The 20,343-nt window shown below is 72.8% G+C and carries 16 protein-coding genes and 1 tRNA gene; 11 read left to right on the top strand and 6 right to left on the bottom strand.

Annotated elements, in window-relative coordinates:
- Positions 1-97 precede the first annotated feature (97 nt).
- Positions 98-379: an HU family DNA-binding protein gene (locus ACZ53K_RS05620; protein ID WP_004571953.1), complete on the top strand. Its 282-nt coding sequence runs from the start codon at positions 98-100 to the stop codon at positions 377-379.
- 434 nt (positions 380-813) lie between these two features.
- Here ACZ53K_RS05620 and murA read toward each other — a convergent pair whose 3' ends face one another.
- Complete coding sequence (murA, locus tag ACZ53K_RS05615) at positions 814-2,160, bottom strand: UDP-N-acetylglucosamine 1-carboxyvinyltransferase (RefSeq protein ID WP_468832277.1); 1,347 nt, start codon at positions 2,158-2,160, stop codon at positions 814-816.
- A gap of 298 nt (positions 2,161-2,458) precedes the next feature.
- Here murA and ACZ53K_RS05610 point away from each other — a divergent pair, with 298 nt between their 5' ends.
- Entirely contained in the window at positions 2,459-3,049 is a 591-nt protein-coding gene (locus ACZ53K_RS05610) for a YqgE/AlgH family protein (RefSeq protein ID WP_030018029.1), read from the top strand.
- A 90-nt stretch (positions 3,050-3,139) separates the two neighbouring features.
- Here the strand turns inward: ACZ53K_RS05610 and ACZ53K_RS05605 are convergent, their stop codons facing one another.
- Together ACZ53K_RS05605 and ACZ53K_RS05600 are read right to left on the bottom strand one after the other, a co-directional pair.
- A complete protein-coding gene (locus ACZ53K_RS05605) occupies positions 3,140-3,505 on the bottom strand; it encodes a hypothetical protein (RefSeq protein ID WP_468832276.1) in 366 nt (121 codons plus the stop codon).
- Positions 3,506-3,519: 14 nt separating this feature from the next.
- A complete protein-coding gene (locus ACZ53K_RS05600) occupies positions 3,520-4,770 on the bottom strand; it encodes a helix-turn-helix transcriptional regulator (protein ID WP_468832275.1) in 1,251 nt (416 codons plus the stop codon).
- A 622-nt stretch (positions 4,771-5,392) separates the two neighbouring features.
- On the opposite strand from ACZ53K_RS05600, the gene ACZ53K_RS05595 reads away from it, so the two are divergent.
- Positions 5,393-5,692, top strand: a complete 300-nt coding sequence (locus ACZ53K_RS05595; protein ID WP_468832274.1) for a DUF3039 domain-containing protein — start codon at positions 5,393-5,395, stop codon at positions 5,690-5,692.
- 162 nt (positions 5,693-5,854) lie between these two features.
- Here ACZ53K_RS05595 and ACZ53K_RS05590 read toward each other — a convergent pair whose 3' ends face one another.
- Positions 5,855-6,283 (bottom strand): SSI family serine proteinase inhibitor, encoded by a 429-nt coding sequence (locus tag ACZ53K_RS05590; protein ID WP_468832272.1) that lies wholly within the window; start codon positions 6,281-6,283, stop codon positions 5,855-5,857.
- 298 nt (positions 6,284-6,581) lie between these two features.
- Between ACZ53K_RS05590 and ACZ53K_RS05585 the strand changes: the two genes are divergently transcribed.
- From ACZ53K_RS05585 to ACZ53K_RS05555, 7 genes are all read left to right on the top strand, one after another.
- Positions 6,582-7,880 (top strand): extracellular solute-binding protein, encoded by a 1,299-nt coding sequence (locus tag ACZ53K_RS05585; RefSeq protein ID WP_468832271.1) that lies wholly within the window; start codon positions 6,582-6,584, stop codon positions 7,878-7,880.
- Complete coding sequence (locus tag ACZ53K_RS05580; RefSeq protein ID WP_468832270.1) at positions 7,877-8,836, top strand: carbohydrate ABC transporter permease; 960 nt, start codon at positions 7,877-7,879, stop codon at positions 8,834-8,836. Before ACZ53K_RS05585 ends, ACZ53K_RS05580 begins: the two co-directional genes overlap by 4 nt.
- On the top strand, positions 8,833-9,699 hold the full coding sequence (locus ACZ53K_RS05575) for a carbohydrate ABC transporter permease (protein ID WP_468832269.1): 867 nt from the start codon (positions 8,833-8,835) through the stop codon (positions 9,697-9,699). Before ACZ53K_RS05580 ends, ACZ53K_RS05575 begins: the two co-directional genes overlap by 4 nt.
- A 92-nt stretch (positions 9,700-9,791) precedes the next feature.
- Positions 9,792-11,480: a beta-N-acetylhexosaminidase gene (locus tag ACZ53K_RS05570; protein WP_468832268.1), complete on the top strand. Its 1,689-nt coding sequence runs from the start codon at positions 9,792-9,794 to the stop codon at positions 11,478-11,480.
- A 389-nt stretch (positions 11,481-11,869) separates the two neighbouring features.
- The gene (locus ACZ53K_RS05565) at positions 11,870-12,766 is read left to right on the top strand and encodes an FAD binding domain-containing protein (protein ID WP_468832266.1); all 897 of its coding nucleotides are present in this window, start codon (positions 11,870-11,872) and stop codon (positions 12,764-12,766) included.
- Entirely contained in the window at positions 12,763-15,198 is a 2,436-nt protein-coding gene (locus tag ACZ53K_RS05560) for a (2Fe-2S)-binding protein (RefSeq protein WP_468832264.1), read from the top strand. The genes ACZ53K_RS05565 and ACZ53K_RS05560 overlap by 4 nt, the downstream gene beginning before the upstream one ends.
- Positions 15,195-17,519 (top strand): xanthine dehydrogenase family protein molybdopterin-binding subunit, encoded by a 2,325-nt coding sequence (locus ACZ53K_RS05555; protein ID WP_468832263.1) that lies wholly within the window; start codon positions 15,195-15,197, stop codon positions 17,517-17,519. Before ACZ53K_RS05560 ends, ACZ53K_RS05555 begins: the two co-directional genes overlap by 4 nt.
- 59 nt (positions 17,520-17,578) lie before the next feature.
- Here ACZ53K_RS05555 and ACZ53K_RS05550 read toward each other — a convergent pair.
- Both ACZ53K_RS05550 and ACZ53K_RS05545 read right to left on the bottom strand, forming a co-directional pair.
- Positions 17,579-17,650, bottom strand: a tRNA-Cys gene (locus ACZ53K_RS05550).
- A gap of 134 nt (positions 17,651-17,784) precedes the next feature.
- Positions 17,785-18,648: an alpha/beta fold hydrolase gene (locus ACZ53K_RS05545; RefSeq protein ID WP_468832261.1), complete on the bottom strand. Its 864-nt coding sequence runs from the start codon at positions 18,646-18,648 to the stop codon at positions 17,785-17,787.
- Between the two features lie 130 nt (positions 18,649-18,778).
- On the opposite strand from ACZ53K_RS05545, the gene ACZ53K_RS05540 reads away from it, so the two are divergent.
- Positions 18,779-20,311, top strand: coding sequence for an MFS transporter (locus ACZ53K_RS05540; RefSeq protein ID WP_468832259.1), 1,533 nt, complete (start codon positions 18,779-18,781; stop codon positions 20,309-20,311).
- Positions 20,312-20,343: the final 32 nt, after the last annotated feature.

The raw sequence follows: 20,343 nt of genomic DNA, 5'->3' as shown, positions 1-20,343 counted from the left end.
CTGAAGGCAGACCCGGGTCCGGGGACTGTCCGAGGGCCCTGGCAGCATCGGCTTCGATCTCACGCCTCATTGGCAAGAAGAACACGGGAGTACAAACATGAACCGCAGTGAGCTGGTGGCCGCTCTGGCCGACCGCGCCGAGGTGACCCGCAAGGACGCCGACGCCGTTCTGGCCGCGCTCGCCGAGACCGTCGGCGAGGTCGTCGCCAAGGGCGACGAGAAGGTCACCATCCCCGGCTTCCTCACCTTCGAGCGCACCCACCGTGCCGCTCGCACCGCGCGCAACCCGCAGACCGGCGACCCGATCCAGATCCCGGCCGGCTACAGCGTGAAGGTCTCCGCGGGCTCGAAGCTCAAGGAAGCCGCCAAGGGCAAGTAAGCCACCCCGGGGCCCGCGGGCCCCGGTGACAAAGGCGTGAGGGCGGCCGTCCCCATCGGGGGCGGCCGCCCTCTTTGCCGTCCGGCGCCCGGGAAGGGCCCCAGAAGGCCCGTGAATGGGGCCTGTGGGGCTCTTGTGGCTCCTGTGGTTCTACAGCGGCGTAGAGGCCGCCCAGGGCGCGTAGCGGGGCATACGGCGGCGCCCGCCCGCCCCGGCCACCGCCGCGCCCCCCCCCGCCGGCCCGTCGCACCCGCAATCCGTGCGACGCCGGGGAGCGGGCGGCACCCACCCCACAGGGCCGGATTCAATCATTCACAAAAGCGAATCCATGCGACCTGTGCCGCACCCCGCACACGCGACAGGAGGGGCGGTCACCCGACTGGGTGACCGCCCCTCCTGTCATTCCTGCACGAGCCTGACGCCCGCCGCGCCTCTCAGGCGCTCAATGCCCCATTCGGCAGCTCCACGTGCGCCCCCAGGCTCACGAGCTTCTCCATGAAGTTCTCGTAACCCCGGTTGATCAGGTCGATGCCGTGCACCCGCGAGGTGCCCTGCGCCGCGAGCGCGGCGATCAGGTACGAGAAGCCGCCCCGCAGGTCCGGGATGACCAGGTCGGCGCCCTGCAGCTTGGTCGGCCCGGACACCACCGCCGAGTGCAGGAAGTTGCGCTGCCCGAAGCGGCAGGCGCTGCCGCCCAGGCACTCGCGGTACAGCTGGATGTGCGCGCCCATCTGGTTGAGCGCCGAGGTGAAGCCGAGCCGGGACTCGTACACCGTCTCGTGGACGATGGACAGGCCGGACGCCTGCGTCAGCGCGACCACCAGCGGCTGCTGCCAGTCGGTCTGGAAACCGGGGTGCACGTCGGTCTCCAGGGCGATCGCGTCCAGCGAGCCGCCCGGGTGCCAGAAGCGGATGCCCTCGTCGTCGATCTCGAAGGCGCCGCCGACCTTGCGGTAGGTGTTCAGGAAGGTCATCATCGAGCGCTGCTGGGCGCCGCGCACGTAAATGTTGCCCTCGGTGGCCAGCGCCGCCGACGCCCAGGAGGCCGCCTCCAGGCGGTCCGGGAGGGCGCGGTGGTTGTAGCCGCCCAGCTTCTCGACACCGGTGATCCGGATGGTCCGGTCGGTGTCCATGGAGATGATCGCGCCCATCTTCTGCAGTACGCAGATCAGGTCCTCGATCTCCGGCTCCACGGCCGCGTTCGACAGCTCGGTGACGCCCTCCGCCAGTACGGCGGTCAGCAGCACCTGCTCGGTCGAGCCGACGGACGGGTACGGCAGCCGGATCTTGCAGCCGCGCAGCCGCTGCGGGGCCTCCAGATACTGCCCGTCGTCCCGCTTCTCGATGGTCGCGCCGAACTGGCGCAGCACGTCGAAGTGGAAGTCGACCGGCCGGCCGCCGATGTCACAGCCGCCCAGGCCCGGGATGAAGGCGTGGCCGAGGCGGTGCAGCAGCGGGCCGCAGAAGAGGATCGGGATGCGCGAGGACCCGGCGTGGGCGTCGATGTCGGCGACATTGGCGCTCTCCACGTGCGACGGGTCGAGGATGAGCTCGCCCGCTTCGTCGCCGGGACGCACCGTGACGCCGTGCAGTTGCAGCAGGCCGCGTACGACGCGTACGTCGCGGATGTCGGGCACATTGCGCAGTCTGCTCGGGCTGCTGCCGAGCAGCGCGGCGACCATGGCCTTGGGCACGAGGTTCTTCGCGCCGCGAACCCGGATCTCGCCCTCCAGCGGGGTGCCGCCGTGGACAAGCAGTACGTCGTCGGTAGAGACGGTCATGGATCTCGCGTTCCTGGAGACGGACAGGGGGCCAAGGGGAAATGGTAAGGGCGGTGGAGGGGTTGCCCGTAGGCCGGAGCGGGTCCGGGGCGTGTAATGGCTTTGTCACAACACCCTCCGCAACGGTCCGCCTTTGTTCTGTAATCGACATTCGATACGGTGCGTACGACTATGCCCCGCAATGTCACCTCTGCCGCGGAGCCGTGCGCCGGGGCTGCCGTCGTACGCCCTGCGCTGCTCTCGCCCGGGTACCGCTGTTGACTCCCCGCCGCGGTACGAAGTGCGGGATCATGTCCTCATGACCGAGGTGTCCTCGCTCACCGGCCGGCTGCTCGTCGCCACACCGGCGCTCGCCGACCCGAACTTCGATCGCGCGGTGGTGCTCCTGCTCGACCATGACGAGGAGGGGTCCCTCGGTGTGGTCCTCAACCGTCCGACGCCCGTCGGCGTCGGCGACATACTCCAGCCGTGGGCGTCCCTGGCCGGCGAGCCCGGCGTGGTCTTCCAGGGCGGCCCGGTCTCACTGGACTCGGCCCTGGGCGTGGCCGTCGTACCGGGCGGCCCGGAGACACCGGAGAGCGCCCTGGTCGGCGACGGCCCCCTGGGCTGGCGCCGCGTACACGGCGCCATAGGGCTGGTGGACCTGGAAGCCCCGCCGGAACTGCTCTCCACGGTCCTCGGCAGCCTCCGCATCTTCGCCGGCTACGCGGGCTGGGGCCCCGGCCAGCTGGAGGACGAACTGGTCGAGGGCGCCTGGTACGTCGTCGAATCCGAACCGGGCGACGTTTCCTCCCCGGATCCGGAACAACTTTGGCGAGCCGTCCTGCGCCGCCAGCGGAACGAGCTGGCGATGGTGGCTACGTATCCGGATGATCCGTCGTTGAACTGACGGGGGCCTGTCTTCCGGGTGCTCCGCCGTGCGCCCCTGGGCCGACTTCGCCGCTTGGCCCCGGGCCCGGCGCCCGCCGAGACCGCAGGTTCAGACCAGCGCCTTCTCGATGGCTTCAAAAATGTCCGCGTCGGTCTCCTGCTGCCAGGTCGGCAGGTCCGGCCAGTCGGCCACATAGCCCGGCTTCGGGTCCTCGAAGTGCTTGAACATCTGGGCCGTCCAGCAGGTCGCGACGAACCGGCTCTTCTGCTCGCGGGACAGCCGCGATGTACGGCCTCCGCTGACCTCGACGAATCGGCGGATCTGGTCGTGCACGGCCCCGGCGGCTTCGCGCTCCCACTGAGGGGTGTCCTCCCACGGGGTGACGTACCCGGCTTTGGGTTCGCCGGGAAAGCGGCGGCGGACTCCCGCGATCCAGCTCTCCCGGAACAGTCGTGCGCCTTCGGTCTGCGACATGCCGACCCCTCTCGTCACGGTGGGCTGAGCGTGGCGATCTCCGCCCTCAGCTCCGCCACGCGGTGGTCGCGGCTCAAGGGGCCGATCTCGTCGCACAGGGCTCGGAGTCTACGGGCGACGTAACCGGACGATGAGGCCCGGGCGAGCCCGACGGCTTCCCCGCCGTACGTGACGACTTGTTCGACGTCCCGCCGCTTCGCGCCGATGGCTGCCAGGCCGGTCAGGGCTGCGCCCCTGCGCCGGTAGGAGTGTCCGGAAGCCAGAGCTTCCTGTCCCAGCGCCCTCTGCAGAGCCTCCTCCGCCAGGTCGAGACGGCCGAGCTGCACGTAGCGCGCGCCTCGCTCCTCCGTCAGGCGTGCGCCGCCGAAGCGAAGCCATCCGCCATTGACGCTGCTGCCGGTGAGGCTCCGGACGGCCTCGGCTCGGTCCATCGCGCGCTCGCACCCGTCCAGGTCGCCCAGACCGGCGTAAGCCTCGGCTTGTACCGAAGCGACCCAGTGACGGGTCGGGAGGCCGCCGTCGCCCTTGCCTGCGAGTCCTTCGGCCGCGCCGAGCAGCTGCGTCGCTTGGCGGTAGCGCCCCTCGGACAGTTCCACGTAGGCGTGGCGTACGAGCGCACAGGCCCACAGGTCGAACGCTCCGGAGTCCTTGCTGACCGCCGCCGCGAGTGCGTACGAGGCGACGGCGTCGCCGTACCGGTTCCCGTCGAACGCCACTTCGCCGGCCAGCTGAAAGAGGTCGCCTGCCGCACTCAGCAGGGGCCGGGTGTCACCGCGGCCCGTGAGCGCTTCGTTGAGCACTGCCAGCTGGCCGCGGATGACGGGGTACAGCGAACCTTTGGACCGGGCGAGCCGGTAGACCTGCCAGAGGTGGCCGTTCATCTTGGCGAAGTCGGCGGCCGTCCCTCGGCGGACGGCTTCCGTGAGGGCGGCTGCCTCATCGGTCGGCCAGACGGTCAAGGCGCCGCTGACGGTCAGTATGCGGAGGAATTCACGGCGGATCATTTCGTCGAGGTCTCCCGCGTCCGGAGGGGCACTGGGCTGAGGCCCCGCAGTGTCCTGCCCTGATGGTCGTGCCGGAGTCAGGAGGTCGTCCAGCTCCGAAAGGCTGATGTCGAGGGCGATCGCCAGACCCCGTCGCTGCGGCGGCTGAGGGGCGGTTTTTGTGCTTTCCCAGCGGCAGACCGTTGTGCGGTCCACACCGAGCATCCGGGCCAATCTCTCCTGGCTGCAGCCGAGGGCCCTGCGTCGTTCCGCGAGTCCCATACAGCTCCTCCCTGCGGTCCGGGCGTCGGCCTCCGTGCACGGATCTGCGTCAAGACTGCCGCATCGATGCCGTGGGATTCGCCGACTCCTGCCTCTCTACTCGGAGTTGCCGAGCGCGGCTCGGCAGGAAACGGCGAAGGGATCCGACCATGGCAACGCGGAACGCGGCTGAAGGACACGAGCGAGGAGATGCCTCACGGGTGCCCGGCCCGGATGCCGGGAAGCGCGTGCTGATGACGCTGCGCGTGTCCCGTGACTCCGGGCGCACGTGGGGGCGGACCATTGCGGTCCGTGAGGGTGATTCGGTGAGGCTTCTGGCGAGCCCGCAGTACCCGATGTGCGAGTGCCGGCGCTGTGCGGTACCTGTGCGGTCGCTCAGGCCTGCTCCGTGATGCGCTGCACGAGCCGGCGCTGCTTGCCGTACGGCAGCGCCTCTCCGGCGAGGAGGCCGCTCGCACACCGGGTTCGCGATCTTCACGGTCGGTGACGCCGCCGGGGGCGGGGGCCCAGGCGCCCCCGCTGCCGTGGGCGGCGGCCGGTGTCGCGACTCTGGGGCTTGCCCTCCATCTGTGCGCGGGCCGCCGCTCCCGGGACGTCGCGCGCGTCGGTACCCTTGGCGGTTATGAGCACTGTTGAGCCCGAGCGTGGGGCAGGTACGGGGACCCTCGTAGAGCCGACGCCGCAGACGTCGCACGGTGACGGCGATCACGAGCGCTACGCCCACTATGTCCAGAAGGACAAGATCATGGCGAGCGCGCTCGACGGGACTCCCGTCGTCGCTCTCTGCGGCAAGGTGTGGGTCCCGGGCCGGGACCCGAAGAAGTACCCGGTCTGCCCGATGTGCAAGGAGATCTACGAGTCCATGGGCGCCGGCGGCGACAAGGACAAGGACAAGGGCGGCAAGGGCGGCGGCAAGAAGTAGTCCCGCCGGAGCCGGCGCGCTGCCGCGCGGCTCCTCGCCCCGCCTCGCGCGTGTCCGGCCCGTTTCCGTACGAGGAGCGGGCCGCACGCGCGCTGCGCGCTGCATACGGAGGCCCGGCCCCCTGCGGGGAGCCGGGCCTCCGGCGTTGGTGCGCCGGGTGTGTCAGCTGCGCCAGGGGGTGAGGTTGAAGATGTCGCCGCTCTCGGTGTTGGCGACGCACTGGTTCGGATAGGTGTGCTTGTAGGCGGTCGTCTTGCCGTGCCAGGTGCCGTGGGCGACGACCGTGACCGGCTGGTAGATGCGCGGGCAGGCGCGGTGGATCTGCGGGACGCGGGCGTAGTCGCCGTTGGCGAGGGCCAGCTTGAGGCAGGAGGCCTCCGGCGTCGGGTGGCTGCCGCCGGTGGGGAAGCACCGCAGGTAGGCGGCGGCGAGGAGCGGGCCGGAGGGGTCGGTGCCCTCGTGGACGGCGATGTGCTGGCGGCCGCCGGTCTCCGGCTGGGCGTCCGTGGCGGCGGCGGGGGTCGTGGCGAAGGGGAGCAGCCCCAGGGCGGCGACGGCCAGCAGGGCGGTGCGTACGGGTCTTGCGCGCATGGGTTCGGTCGGTCCTTTGCGTGTCGTGCGGCTGGGAGCTGCTTCCAGGGGGGCTGCCGGGGACCGGTCCGCGCGGACGAGGCCCGGGGCTGCTTCTGGTAGCCGAGGAGGGACATCTGATTCATAGATAGACGTACCGGGACGGATTGGCGGCCAATGTGGGCCAGTGGCGGCGTGTCGCCCGTGCCGGTGCCCCATCGGCTCTTGTGGGGGAGCGTCGGCGCGCTTAGCCTCCTGAGGATTGTGCATGGCGAAACGCCCGTTGCGTATATTGCAACGATCCTTCAGGGAGTCACCGATGCAGCTCTCCGCCCGAACAGCCGCCTGCGCGGCGGCACTTGTCCTGGCCGTCGGCACCGCCGCCGGCTGCGCCCCGTCCACCTCGGGCGGCGGTGCCAAGGAGGACGACAAGACCGGCACGCTGCGGGTCTGGCTCTTCCAGGAGGTGAACAACAAGCCCAAGGAAGAGGTCGTCCGCAAGGCGGTGGCGGACTTCGAGGCCGCGCACCGGGGCGCGAAGGCCGAGGTGGACTACATCCCGGTCGACACCCGCGCCCAGCGCATCAAGGCCGCCTTCAACGACCCCAAGAGCGCCCCCGACGTCATCGAGTACGGGAACACCGACACCGCCGGATACGTGAAGGACGGCGGACTGGCCGACGTCGGCGCGGAGTTCGGCGCCTGGAAGGACGCCAAGGACACCGACCCGACGGCCAAGGAATCGGTGACCGTGGACGGCAAGGTCTACGGCGCGCCGCTGTTCGTCGGCGTCCGGGCGCTGTACTACCGCACCGATGTGTTCAAGGACCTGGGCATCGCCGTACCCACCACGCTGGACGAGGTCGCCACGGCCGCCCGCAAGATCCGTGAAGAGCGTCCGGAGCTGTACGGGATCGCCGTCGGCGGCGCGTACACGTACGGCGCGCTGCCCTTCCTGTGGGCGCACGGCGGCGAACTCGCCACCGGCAAGGGCGAGTCGTACACCGCCGCGGTGAACGGCCCCAAGGCCCGGGCGGGCATCAAGGCGTACGCGGACCTCTTCGGCGACGCCAACTGCCCGGCTGCCAAGTGCGCCGAGATGGGCGGCAACGACACCGTCGCCGCGTTCGCCGCCGGAAAGGCGGGCATGGCGATCGGCGGTGACTTCAGCCACCAGGCCATGGAGGACGGCAAGGTCAAGGGCAAGTACGCGGTCGTACCGCTGCCCGGCACCACGAAGGGCTCGATCGCCCCGGCCTTCGCGGGCGGCAACAACATCGGTGTGCTGAAGAGCAGCGCGCACCGCACGCTGGCCGTCGGCCTGATGAAGCAGCTGGCCGGCAAGGACACCCAGCGGCGGCTGTTCGACGCGATGGGCTTCCTGCCGACGTACGGTGACGTACGGGCCGAGGCGGCGAAGAAGCAGCCGTTCGTCCGGCCCTTCGTGCGGACGCTGGAGGCGGGCGCCAAGTTCGTGCCGGCCTCCCCGGCCTGGGGCACCATCGACTCCTCGCTGGTCCTGCCGACGATGTACCAGGAGATCGTCAGCGGCCGCAAGGACGTCGCCGCGGCGTCCGGTGACGCGGCCAAGAAGATGGACGAGGCGTTCAAGAAGTGACGCTCACGGTCAAGGAAGCACGCCCCGGGGGCGGCCGTACGCCGCTCTCCGGCGGCCGCCGGACGCGGCCGCCGTCCCGGCACGGGAGCCGCTGGACGCCGTGGCTCTACCTCGCCCCCGCCCTGGTCGTCCTGGGCGGGCTGCTCGTCTACCCGATCTACCAGCTCGGCCTGATCTCCTTCCTCGAATACACCCAGGCCCAGGTCAGCGGCGGCGAACCGACCAGCTTCAAGGGGCTCGCGAACTACGCCGAACTGTTCGGCGACGGCCAGTTCTGGCAGGTGCTGCTCGCCACGGTGGTGTTCGCCGCGGCCTGCGTCCTGAGCACCCTCGCCGTCGGCTGCGCGTTCGCCGTCCTGCTCACCCGGATACGGGCGGTGCCGCGGCTGGCCCTGATGCTCACCGCGCTCGGCGCCTGGGCCACCCCCGCCATCACCGGCTCCACCGTCTGGGTCTTCCTGTTCGACCCGGACTTCGGGCCGGTCAACCGGCTGCTGGGCCTCGGCGACTTCTCCTGGACCTACGGGCGCTACAGCGCCTTCGCACTGGTGCTGCTGGAAGTCGTGTGGTGCTCGTTCCCGTTCGTGATGGTGACCGTATACGCGGGCATCAGGGCGATACCGGGCGAGGTATTGGAGGCGGCGGCCATGGACGGCGCGTCGCAGTGGCGGATCTGGCGCTCGGTCATGGCGCCGATGCTGCGGCCGATCCTCGTCGTCGTCACCATCCAGTCGGTCATCTGGGACTTCAAGGTCTTCACCCAGATCTACGTCATGACCAACGGCGGCGGCATCGCCGGGCAGAACCTCGTACTGAACGTGTACGCCTACCAGAAGGCGTTCGCCTCGTCCCAGTACAGCCTGGGCTCGGCGATCGGCATCGTGATGCTGCTGATCCTGCTGGCCGTCACGCTCGTCTACCTGCGCCTGCTGCGCCGACAGGGGGAGGAATCGTGAGTACGGTCCGTACGCCGCGGATCCGGCGGCCGGGACGGCTGGCCGCCGAGGCGGGCGCCCTGCTGATCGCTGCCGCCGTGGCCTTCCCCCTCTACTGGATGGTGCTGTCCGCCTTCAAACCGGCAGGCGAGATCCAGTCCACCGAGCCGCTGCCCTGGACCCTGCATCCCTCGCTGGACGCCTTCCGGCGGGTCTTCCAGCAGCAGGACTTCGGCCGCTACTTCCTCAACAGCCTGTTCGTGGCGGGCGTCGTCGTCATCGTGTCCGCGCTGATCGCCTTCCTCGCGGCGACCGCCGTCACCCGCTTCCGCTTCCGGTTCCGCACGACGCTGCTGATCATGTTCCTGGTCGCGCAGATGGTGCCGGTCGAGGCGCTGACCATCCCGCTGTTCTTCCTGATGCGGGACGTCGGCGACGCCGTGCCCGGCATCGGCCTGAACACCCTCGGCTCACTGGTCCTGCCGCACCTCGCCTTCTCCCTGCCCTTCGCGATCTGGATGCTGCGCGGCTTCGTCAAGGCCGTACCCGAGGCGCTGGAGGAGGCCGCCTACCTGGACGGCGCGTCCCGCGCCCGCTTCCTGTGGCAGATCCTCTTCCCGCTGGTCTTCCCCGGGCTCGTCGCGACCAGCGTCTTCTCCTTCATCAGCACCTGGAACGACTTCCTCTTCGCCAAGTCCTTCATCATCAGCGCCACCGAGAACTCCACGCTCCCGATGGCCCTGCTGGTCTTCTTCAAGCCGGACGAGAACGACTGGGGCGGCATCATGGCGGCCTCGACCGTGATGACCGTGCCCGTACTGGTGTTCTTCGTCCTCGTGCAGCGCAGGCTGGTGTCGGGCCTGGGCGGCGCGGTGAAGGACTGACGGTGCCCACGGCCCCCGGCACTCCCGTGAACCGCCCCGGCCACCCCGGCCATTCCCGCCCCCCTTTGGTCCAGGAAGAGAAGGGTCAGCCCATGGACGACGCAGCGACGGCGGACGGCTCCCGCGCGGAGACCGCCCGTACGGAGACCACCCTGATACCGCAGCCCCGCGACACCCGGCCGGACGACGGCGCGTTCCTCCTCGGGCCGGGCACCGTGCTGGACGCGGGCCCCGGTACGGAGGCCACCGCCACCTGGCTGCGCGGCACCATCGGCGCCGCGACCGGCCTGTCGCTCCCGCCCGGCACCGGGGACGGCCCCGACGGCGGTGGCGTGCTCCGCCTGCGCGTCGACGCGGCGACCGCCGACGCGCTCGGCCCCGAGGGCTACCGCCTGTCGGCCGACAGCAGCGGCGTCACCCTCCTCGGCGGCGGCGCGGCCGGCACGTTCTGGGGCGCGCAGACCCTGCGGCAGCTCCTCGGCCCCGGCGCGCACCGCCGCGCATCCCTGCACCCCGGCCGGCACTGGTCCGTACCGGCCGTACGCATCGAGGACGCGCCCCGCTTCGCCTGGCGCGGCATGATGCTCGACGTCGCCCGCCACTTCCTGCCCAAGGACGGCGTACTGCGCTACCTCGACCTGCTCGCCGCGCACAAACTCAACGTCCTGCACTTCCACCTCACCGACGACCAGGGCTGGCGGATCGAGATCAAGCGCCACCCCCGGCTCACCGGGACCGGCGCCTGGCGGGAGCGCACCAAGCTCGGCCACCGGGCCTCACCCCTGTGGGACGACCGCCCGCACGGCGGCTACTACACCCAGGACGACATCCGGGAGATCGTCGCCTACGCCGCCGCCCGGCACATCACCGTCGTCCCGGAGATCGAGATCCCCGGCCACTCGCAGGCCGCCATCGCGGCCTACCCGGAACTGGGCAACACCGACGTCGTCGACACCGCCTCCCTCACGCCGTGGGACACCTGGGGCGTCAACCCGAACCTGCTGACCCCCGCCGACACCACCCTCCGCTTCTACGAAGGCGTACTGGAGGAGGTCCTCGCCCTCTTCCCCTCCCGGTTCGTGCACATCGGCGGCGACGAGTGCCCCAAGGACCAGTGGCGCGCCTCGCCGTACGCCCAGGCCCGCATCAAGGAACTGGGACTGGCCGACGAGGACGAACTGCAGAGCTGGTTCATCCGGCACTTCGACCGCTGGCTCGCCGACCGTGGGCGCCGCCTGATCGGCTGGGACGAGATCCTGGAGGGCGGTCTCGCGCCCGGCGCCGCGGTGTCCTCCTGGCGCGGCTACGCGGGCGGCATCGCCGCGGCCCGCGCGGGCCACGACGTCGTCATGTGCCCCGAGCAGCAGGTCTACCTGGACCACCGGCAGGACGGCGGCCCCGACGAGCCCGTACCGATCGGCTACGTACGGACCCTGGAGGACGTGTACCGCTTCGAGCCGGTGCCGCCGCAGCTCACACCGGCCGAGGCCGCCCACGTCCTCGGCACCCAGGCCAACGTCTGGACCGAGGTGATGGAGAACCAGCAGCGCCTGGACTACCAGGTCTTCCCGCGCCTCGCCGCCTTCGCCGAGGTGGCCTGGTCACAGCTGCCGCCCCCCGGGGAACGCGACCACGCCGGCTTCACCCGCCGGATGGCCGCCCACTACGACCGCCTGGACGCCCTCGGCGTCGACTACCGGCCGCCCGGTGGCCCCCTCCCGTGGCAGCGGCGCCCCGGGTTGCTCGGACGCCCGATCGAGGGGTCGCCCCCAAACGTGTGAGCCGGGGCGGATGCGGGCGGCCGGAGCGGCCGGTTGCTGGGACGGTGGTTCCTCGCGGAAGGCACTCAAGGCGGCCAAGGTGAGGTATGTCCGGTAAATCGCACCAGGTGTCCCAGAATGCGCCCGCACGCGCGCCGCTCGGCCCCCGGCCGGCGGCGCCCGGCCGCACGGCGGAGCCCCTCTCCGGTTCGTGCCCCGAACGTCCCGTACGCCCCGAACATCGGCCATGTCCCGCCCGTGCGGCGCCCCCTGCCGCACGGGAGCGTCCCGAACCCGGGCCCTAGCACCGCGGGCCTGCAAAGATGTGCCAGAGTTGCCACGTCCGGACCGTGAGCACGTACCGTACGGCGGAGCGGAACAGCCGGGACACCGGGGAAGGGGCAGCTGGGTTGACCACGCACGCACCGCAGGCTTCGCAATCGGTGACGTTGCCGGCCTCGCTCGACGAGGCCGTGGCGGCGCTCGCCGCCATGCCCGCCGCCGTGCCCGTCGCGGGCGGTACGGACCTGATGGCCGCCGTCAACTCCGGGCTGCTGCGGCCCGCGGGACTGGTGGGCCTCGGCCGGATCAGCGAGATCCGCGGCTGGCAGTACCAGGACGGCCACGCCCTCCTCGGCGCCGGCCTGACCCTCGCCCGGATGGGACGGCCCGACTTCGCGGCGCTCATCCCGGGCCTGGCCGCCGCCGCCCGCGCCGCCGGACCCCCGCAGGTCCGCAACGCGGGCACCCTCGGCGGCAACATCGTCACCTCCGCGCCCACCGGCGACACCCTGCCGGTGCTCGCCGCCCTCGAAGCGAACCTGGTCGTCGCCGGACCCGGCGGCGCCCGCCGCGAGGTCCCCGTCAGCCACCTGCTGGCCGGCCGCGAGATGCTGCGCCCCGGAGAACTCGTCGGCTACGTACGGGTACCGCTGCTGCACGCCCCGCAGACCTTCCTGAAGGCCACCGGCCGCACCGGCCCCGGCCGCGCCACCGCCTCGGTGGCCCTCGTCCTCGACCCGGCCCGGCGCGGCGTGCGCTGCGCGGTCGGCGCGGTGGCCGCCATGCCCCTGCGGCCCCTGGAGGCCGAGCAGTGGGTGGCCTCGATCATCGACTGGGACGGCGAACGGACCCTGGTACCCGAGGCGCTGGCCGCCTTCGGCGACTACGTGGCCGCCGCCTGCATCCCGGACCCGCCCCCGCCGCAGGACGGCACGCAACCGCAGACCCTGCCGCCCGCCGCGCTGCACCTGCGCCGTACGGTGGCGGCCCTGGCCCGCCGAGCACTTGGGAGGGCGCTCTCGTGAGCGACGCCGACCGCCCCGACCGTCCCGACCGGCGCAACAGCCCCGAGGACACCCAGCCACTGCGCGTCGTGCGGCCGCAGGACCGCCAGCGCTGGGAGCCGCTCCCCCAGGGCAACGAGTACGAGTCGGAGGCCACCGCCTTCGTCCAGCTCCCCGAGGGCTTCACCAGCGGCCCCTACCCGGGTGGTTACGGCTACCAGGGCTACCCGGACGCCTACGGCACCGGTGCGCCCGAAAGCCATGGCGGCGTGCCCGGCGCCGGCGACCACGGCGGCTACGCCGCCGACCCGCTCGCCGCGCCCGGCCACGGCTACACCCCGCCGTCCTCCTTCGCGCCGCCCACCCCGGGCGCGACGACCGACCCGTCGGCCACCGGGCAGTGGACGATGCCGTTCGCGGACGGCCCGGCCACCGACCTGCCCGCGCACGGGCTGCCCGACGGCGGGGGGCACACCGGGGTGCCGGGCGGCCACTACACGGACGGCCCGGACTACACGGACGGCCAGGACGGCGCGTCGCACCCGCTCTGGCCCGCCGCGGGCACGGACGGGTCCAGCGGCACCACCGGCCAGTGGGCGATCCCGACCGCCCCGGACGAGGTGCTGGAGGAGTCCGGCGAGTACCTGCTCGGCGACGACCGTACGCACCCCGCCTCCGGGTACGGCAGCGCCTACGGACCCGTCGACCACGGTCACGGTCACGGGCTCGGCCCGGACCCGGCGGCCACCGGCCAGTGGAACTTCACCACCGACCAGCACCCGGGCCCCGGCCACCTGCCGTACGACCAGCAGCCGCACCGGCCCGCCGACCAGGTGACCCCCGGCTACGACCCCGGCCCCGGCGTGCCCGCGGCCGGCGGAAGCGGGGGCGGCACCCTGGGCGGCGGCGCGGGCAACTGGTCGCTGCCCGCCGACGCGCTGGCGCAGTGGCCGCCGCGCGCCGAACCGCTCGACGAGCCGCGTACGGAGCCGGAAGACGAGGCGCCGGCGCACCAGGAGCCGGAACCGGCGCTGGAGCCGCAGCCGCAGCTGGAGCCGGAGGCCGGGGAGGACGCCGGTCGGGCTCAGGAGCCTGCGGCCGGACCGATCGCTCTCGGCCCGGCTGCCGCTGACACCGCGCATGCCGACGCCGTTACCACCGGACCGGCCGTGGCCGAGACCGAGCCGCCCGCCGCCGAGTCGGGTGCGGACGAGGTCACCGCCGAGTCCGGCACCTCCCCGGAAGCCGACGGCCACGACGCCACGGACGCGCTTCCGGCCGCCGACGCTCTGCCCGCCGCCGCCTCGGAGGCGGCCGGACCAGAGGAGGCTGCCGACGGCGGGACCGCCGACGTCACCGCCGAAGTCACCGCCGCCGGGACGGAGATCGGGGCCGGGGCCGAGGCCGAGGTGGGGTCCGGGACCGGTACCGGGACCGATCCCCGGACGGAGAACGAGGCGCCGTCCGCCCCGGCCGAGGCCGGTGACCAAGCCGCTCCCGACGCCCCGGCGGACGCTCCCGAGGCTGTGGCCGAGCCCGTCATGCTCGCGGAGCCCGCCACCGTTCCGGAGCCCGTGACGGCCCCGGAGCCCGGCACCACGGCCGAAGAACCGGCCGAAGTACCGGCCGTGGCACCGGAATCAGCGCCGGAACCGACACCGGAACCGACACCGGCACCGACACCGGAACCGACACCGGCACCGACACCGGCACCGGCCGCCGCCACAGCCGAAGCCCCCGCCTCCGCCCCCACCGAAACCGCCCCCGCCCCGGACCCCGGCCCCACCGACCCCCACGACGAACACCCCCACATCTCCTACGTCCTGACCGTCAACGGCGCCGACCGCCCCGTCACCGACGCCTGGATCGGCGAGTCGCTGCTGTACGTGCTGCGTGAGCGGCTGGGTCTCGCCGGGGCCAAGGACGGCTGTGCGCAGGGCGAGTGCGGGGCCTGTTCCGTGCAGGTCGACGGGCGGCTGGTGGCGTCGTGCCTGGTGCCCGCCGCGACCACGGCGGGCAGCGAGGTCCGTACGGTCGAGGGGCTCGCGCAACACGGCGCGCCCTCCGACGTGCAGTGCGCCCTGGCCAACTCCGGCGCGGTGCAGTGCGGTTTCTGCATCCCCGGCATGGCGATGACCGTCCACGACCTGCTGGAGGGCAACCACGCCCCCACCGAGCTGGAGACCCGGCAGGCCCTGTGCGGCAACCTGTGCCGCTGCTCGGGCTACCGGGGCGTGCTCGACGCGGTCAATGAGGTCGTACGGAACCGCGCCGACGCCGCCGCTGCCGCCGAAGAGGCCGCGGCCGCCGTTCCCGAGACGCCCGGCACCCCCCGCATCCCGCACCAGGCGGGCCCCGCCGACCCGCAGGGCCCCGCTTCCCACGGCCACCACCCCCACGGGCCGCACCCCCACGGCCCGGGCGCTGATCCGCAGTCCGGAGGCTCCGCATGACCGGCACATCCGAGGGCGCCGGCGCCGTCACCGCGACCCCCGCCGCGGGCGTTCCCCTCCCCGCCGACCCGCCGCCGATCGGCCTCGGCGTCTCCCTGCCGTCCGCGGACGCGCCCGCCAAGACCGAGGGCGTCTTCCCGTACGCCTCCGACCTGTGGGCCGAGGGCCTGCTGTGGGCCGCGATCCTGCGCTCCCCGTACCCGAGCGCCCGCATCCTGTCGGTCGACACCAAGCAGGCCGTGGAGATGCCGGGCGTACGGGCCGTCGTCACGCACGCGGACGTGCCGGGTGACGCCGGACACGGCCGGGGCACACCGGACCGCCCGGTCTTCGCCCACGACATGGTCCGCCACCACGGTGAGCCGATCGCGGCCGTCGCCGCCGACCACCCCGACACGGCCCGGCTGGCGGCCGCGGCCATCGAGGTCGAGTACGAGGTCCTGGAGCCGGTCACCGATCCGCAACTGGCCTTCGAGGCCGAGCCGCTGCACCCGGACGGCAACCTGATCCGGCACATCCCGCTGCACTTCGGCGACCCGGAGGTGGTCGGCGAGACCATCGTCGAGGGCCTGTACCGCATCGGCCGCCAGGACCCGGCGCCGATCGGTGCCGAGGCCGGGCTCGCGGTGCCCCGCCCGGACGGCGGCGTGGAGATCTACACCGCCTCCACCGATCCGCACACCGACCGCGACCTGGCCGCCGCCTGCTTCGGCCTGGAGCCGGAGCGGGTCCGCGTCGTCGTCACCGGTGTGCCCGGCGCGACCGCGGACCGCGAGGACCCGGGCATGCAGCTCTCCCTCGGGCTGCTGGCGCTGCGCACCGGCTGCCCGGTGAAGCTGGCCGCCACCCGCGAGGAGTCCTTCCTCGGCCACGCCCACCGCCACCCCACCTTGCTGCGCTACCGGCACCACGCGGACGCCGACGGCAAGCTGGTCAAGGTCGAGGCGCAGATCCTGATGGACGCGGGCGCGTACGCGGACACCTCCGCCGAAGCGCTCGCCGCCGCCGTGTCGTTCGCCTGCGGCCCGTACGTCGTCCCGCACGCCTTCATCGAGGGCTGGGCGGTCCGCACCAACAACCCGCCGTCCGGCCACCTGCGCGGCGAGGGCGCGATGCAGGTCTGCGCCGCGTACGAGGGCCAGATGGACAAGCTGGCCGCCAAGCTCGGCATGGACCCGGCCGACCTGCGGCTGCGCAACGTCATGGCCACCGGCGACCTGCTGCCCACCGGCCAGACCGTCACCTGCCCGGCGCCGGTCGCCGAACTGCTGCGCGCCGTCAAGGACGAGCCGCTGCCCGAACTCCCCAAGGACACCCCGGAGGAGGACTGGCTGCTGCCCGGCGGCCTGGAGGGCGCCGGCGAGCCGTCCGCGGTGCGCCGCGGCGTCGGCTACGCGCTCGGCATGGTGCACATGCTCGGCGCGGAGGGCACCGACGAGGTGTCCACCGCCACGGTCAAGGTCAGCGGCTCGGTCGCCACCGTGCTGTGCGCCGCCGTGGAGACCGGCTCCGGCTTCTCGACTCTCGCGCGGCAGATCGTCCAGGAGACCCTGGGCATCGACGAGGTGCACGTGGCGGGCGTCGACACCGACCAGCCGTCGGCCGGACGCGCCTGTCACGGCCGGCACACCTGGGTCTCCGGCGGCGCCGTCGAACGCGCCGCCAAGATGGTGCGTACCCAGCTCCTCCAGCCCCTCGCGCACAAGTTCGGCATGTCCACCGAGCTCCTCCAGATCAACGACGGCAAGATCACCTCGTACGACGGGGTGCTCAGCACCACCGTCGCGGAGGCCCTGGACGGCAAGGAGCTGTGGGCCACCGCGCAGTGCCGCCCGCACCCCACCGAGCCGCTGGACGAGAGCGGCCAGGGCGACGCGTTCGTGGGCCTGGCCTTCTGCGCCATCCGCTGCGTCGCGGACGTGGACATCGAACTCGGCACCATCCGGGTCGTCGAGATGTCCGTCGCCCAGGACGTCGGCCGGGTCCTCAACCCGCGCCAGCTCCGCGCCCGTATCGAGGCCGGGGTCACCCAGGGCCTCGGCGCGGCCCTGATGGAGAACCTGCGCACCACCCGCGGCCAGGTACGTCACCCCGACCTCACCGGCTACCCCCTGCCCACCGCCCTCGACGCCCCCGACATCCGTATCGTCAAGCTCGTCGAGGAACGTGACGTGGTGGCCCCGTTCGGCGCCAAACCGGCCAGCGCGGTCCCGGTCGTCACCTCCCCGGCCGCCGTCGCCTCCGCCGTACGGGCCGCCACCGGCCGCCCGATAGGGCGCCTCCCGATCCGGCCGCAGGCGGCGGTGGCGCAGCAGCAGTAGGCGCCGTACACACGTGAAGGAAGCCCCGTATACGTACGGGGCCTCCTTCACGCTCCCGGAGGCCGTGATCGGATTCGAACCGACGTAACCGGATTTGCAATCCGGCCCCTGAACCGCTCGGGCACACGGCCGTGATGAGGCGATGTACCGAGAGTAGGCCGGGGGCCCGGGGGAGGGGCAAGGGCCCGGGCGGGGCTGCCACGAGGTTGCAATGCGGTGTTCACGAGTCCGGGTAGCCGCCGGTTCCCGGGGGCGCGGGCGTCGCTCAGGCGGCGTGCAGGAACTCCTCCACCACCCGGACGAAGAGGGCCGGTTCGTCGACCCAGGGGTAGTGGCCCGCTTCGGGCAGGGACCGTACCCGGCCGTCGGGGAAGGACTCCGCGACCAGTTCGCCCGCCCGTACGCCCGTCACCGCATCCCGGCCGCCGGTGACGGCCAGCACCGGGCACGTCACCTCGCGGAGGCCCGCCAGCAGCGTCTGGCGGGCCGGTTCGTCCACGCCCTGCCAGAAGCCCGCCCGCGGCACCGGGGCCAACTGCTCGCCCTCCGCCGCCGCGTGGACCTGCTGCGGCGCCTCCCAGCGCCCGTACGCGAGCGGCGCCGCGCGCAGCAACAGGTCCCGTACCTCCGCCATGTCGGGCGTCTCCGCCAGGCGCTGTACCGCCGCTGCCGCCTCCGGCCACCACACCTCGTCCTTCCGGGCCTCGAAGATCTCCCGCGCGTCATCGGGCAGTTCCCCCTGGAGACGGGAGCCGGGGCAGACCAGGACCAGCCGGGTGAGGCGGCCCGGGTACGCGGCCGCGTACGCCTGCGCGGTCGCCGCCCCCGCGTCGTGCGCCAGCAGCGCGAAGCGTTCCAGGCCCAGGTGGGCGCGGAGTGCCTCCAGGTCCTCGGCCAGGTGCGGGAAGGCGTAGCGGGACGGGTCGGCGGCGGCCGGGGAGGAACCCGTGCCACGGCTGTCCGGGATCACCAGCTGCCGCCGCTCCGCCAGGCCGACGAGGCCGCCCAGGTACGCGGCGTCCCGGCCCGGTCCGCCCGCCAGGCACACCAGAGGCGGCAGCCCGGAATCGTCCGGACCGAGCATGCGGTAATGCAGTTCGGCGTCGTCGTAGCTGGTGAAGTACGGCATGGCCCCAGCTTGCCGTACGGGGGAGAGGCCCCGCGTGGCGGCCACGGCCCGGCGTCCTAGTCCCAACGTCCCAGAAGATCCCCTCCCCGCGACAGGGGCACACCGTACCGACGCCTCTTACGCTGACCGCATGACTGCCGTGGACCCGCGCGACGCCGCCGAAGTGCCCCTGCAAGCAGGCCCGCAGGCCGCACCGCCCACCGAAGGCGTCCTCGGCCGTACGTACCGGGCGCTCACCCTCGGCATCATCTCCGTCGTCTCGCTCATCGCCTTCGAGGCGAGCGCGGTGAACACCGCGATGCCCGCCGTCGGCCACGCGCTGGACGGCATCGAGCTGTACGCGTTCGCCTTCTCCGCGTACTTCACGGCGAGCCTGTTCGCGATGGCGCTGTCGGGGGAGTGGTGCGACCGGGGCGGGCTGCTGGCGCCGCTGTTCACCGGTATCGCCACGTTCGGCGCCGGGCTGGTGGTCGCGGGGTGCGCGCAGCAGATGTGGCTGTTCGTGGTGGGGCGCGGGGTGCAGGGGGTCGGGGGCGGGCTGGTCATCGTCGCGCTGTACGTGGTGGTGGGCCGCGCCTACCCGGAGGCGCTGCGGCCGTCCGTCCTCGCCGCCTTCTCGGCGGCCTGGGTGCTGCCGGTGATCGTCGGGCCGCTCGTCGCCGGGACGGTCACCGAGCAGCTGGGCTGGCGCTGGGTGTTCCTGTCCATCCCCGTCCTCGTGCTGCTGCCGCTGACGGTCATGCTGCCCGCGCTGCGCAAGCTGCCGCCCCGGAGGTCGGACGAGCGGATGGACCGGCGCCGCATCCTGCTCGCCCTGGCCGTGGCCGCGGGCGCCGGGCTCCTCCAGTACGCGGCCCAGCGGCGCGACTGGACCGCCGTCCAGCCCGCGGCCGCGGGCCTCGCCCTCCTGGTGCCCGCCGTCGTCCGGCTGCTTCCCGCGGGCACGTTCCGGGCGGCCCGCGGCCTGCCCTCCGTCGTCCTCATCCGCGGCCTGGCCGCGGGCTCGCTGCTCGCCGCCGAGAGCTTCATCCCGCTGCTGCTCGTCACCGAGCGGGGCCTGTCGACCACGCTGGCCGGGCTCTCGCTGACCGGCGGCGGCCTGACCTGGGCCCTGGGCTCGTACATCCAGAGCAGGCCGCGCCTGGAGCCGTACCGGGAGCGGGTCATGGGGGTCGGGCTGCTGCTGATGACGGCGGCGATCCTGGCCGTGCCGCTGGTGCTGATCGACGGGGTGCCGGTCTGGATCGTGGCGGTGGCGTGGGTGGTGGCCGGGTTCGGTATCGGGCTGAACATTTCGAGCGGGAGCGTGCTGTTGCTGAAGCTGTCCCGGCCGGAGGACGCGGGGAGCAATTCGGCCTCCCTCCAGGTGTCCGACGCCCTGGGAAACATCACGTTCGTGGGCATCAGCGGCCTGTTGTTCAGCGCCTTCGGCGGCGCCGCGGCCGAGGGACACGCCGCGCCGGACGTGACCAACGCCGCATCCGGGCAGCCCGCCGCCTTCGCCGCGGTCTTCGTCGCCATGGCGGCGGTCGCCCTCACCGGATCGTGGGTGGCCACACGCCTGAAGCCCGCGGAAAGCGGCCCGGCGGCGGCCCCGCCCGGTGGCGCGAAGACGGCACCGGCGACTCACCCGCGAACGCCGTCCGCTCCCGCGGAGCGTTAGGCTGACGCGGTTGCCGATCGCCGAGCCAGCCC

This window comes from Streptomyces sp. NPDC033221, assembly GCF_055577005.1.
Note: the sequence above shows the minus strand (reverse complement) of the source record. Positions and strands in the feature narration are given on the sequence as shown.

Bases quoted from the DNA above. Each gene is read 5' to 3' on its own strand.
- ACZ53K_RS05585 (WP_468832271.1), top strand. From the start codon at position 6,582: ATGCAGCTCTCCGCCCGAACAGCCGCCTGCGCGGCGGCACTTGTCCTG.
- ACZ53K_RS05610 (WP_030018029.1), top strand. From the start codon at position 2,459: ATGACCGAGGTGTCCTCGCTCACCGGCCGGCTGCTCGTCGCCACACCG.
- ACZ53K_RS05605 (WP_468832276.1), bottom strand. From the start codon at position 3,505: ATGTCGCAGACCGAAGGCGCACGACTGTTCCGGGAGAGCTGGATCGCG.
- murA (WP_468832277.1), bottom strand. From the start codon at position 2,160: ATGACCGTCTCTACCGACGACGTACTGCTTGTCCACGGCGGCACCCCG.
- ACZ53K_RS05590 (WP_468832272.1), bottom strand. From the start codon at position 6,283: ATGCGCGCAAGACCCGTACGCACCGCCCTGCTGGCCGTCGCCGCCCTG.
- ACZ53K_RS05540 (WP_468832259.1), top strand. From the start codon at position 18,779: ATGACTGCCGTGGACCCGCGCGACGCCGCCGAAGTGCCCCTGCAAGCA.
- ACZ53K_RS05570 (WP_468832268.1), top strand. From the start codon at position 9,792: ATGGACGACGCAGCGACGGCGGACGGCTCCCGCGCGGAGACCGCCCGT.
- ACZ53K_RS05545 (WP_468832261.1), bottom strand. From the start codon at position 18,648: ATGCCGTACTTCACCAGCTACGACGACGCCGAACTGCATTACCGCATG.
- ACZ53K_RS05600 (WP_468832275.1), bottom strand. From the start codon at position 4,770: ATGGGACTCGCGGAACGACGCAGGGCCCTCGGCTGCAGCCAGGAGAGA.
- ACZ53K_RS05595 (WP_468832274.1), top strand. From the start codon at position 5,393: ATGAGCACTGTTGAGCCCGAGCGTGGGGCAGGTACGGGGACCCTCGTA.
- ACZ53K_RS05620 (WP_004571953.1), top strand. From the start codon at position 98: ATGAACCGCAGTGAGCTGGTGGCCGCTCTGGCCGACCGCGCCGAGGTG.
- ACZ53K_RS05555 (WP_468832263.1), top strand. From the start codon at position 15,195: ATGACCGGCACATCCGAGGGCGCCGGCGCCGTCACCGCGACCCCCGCC.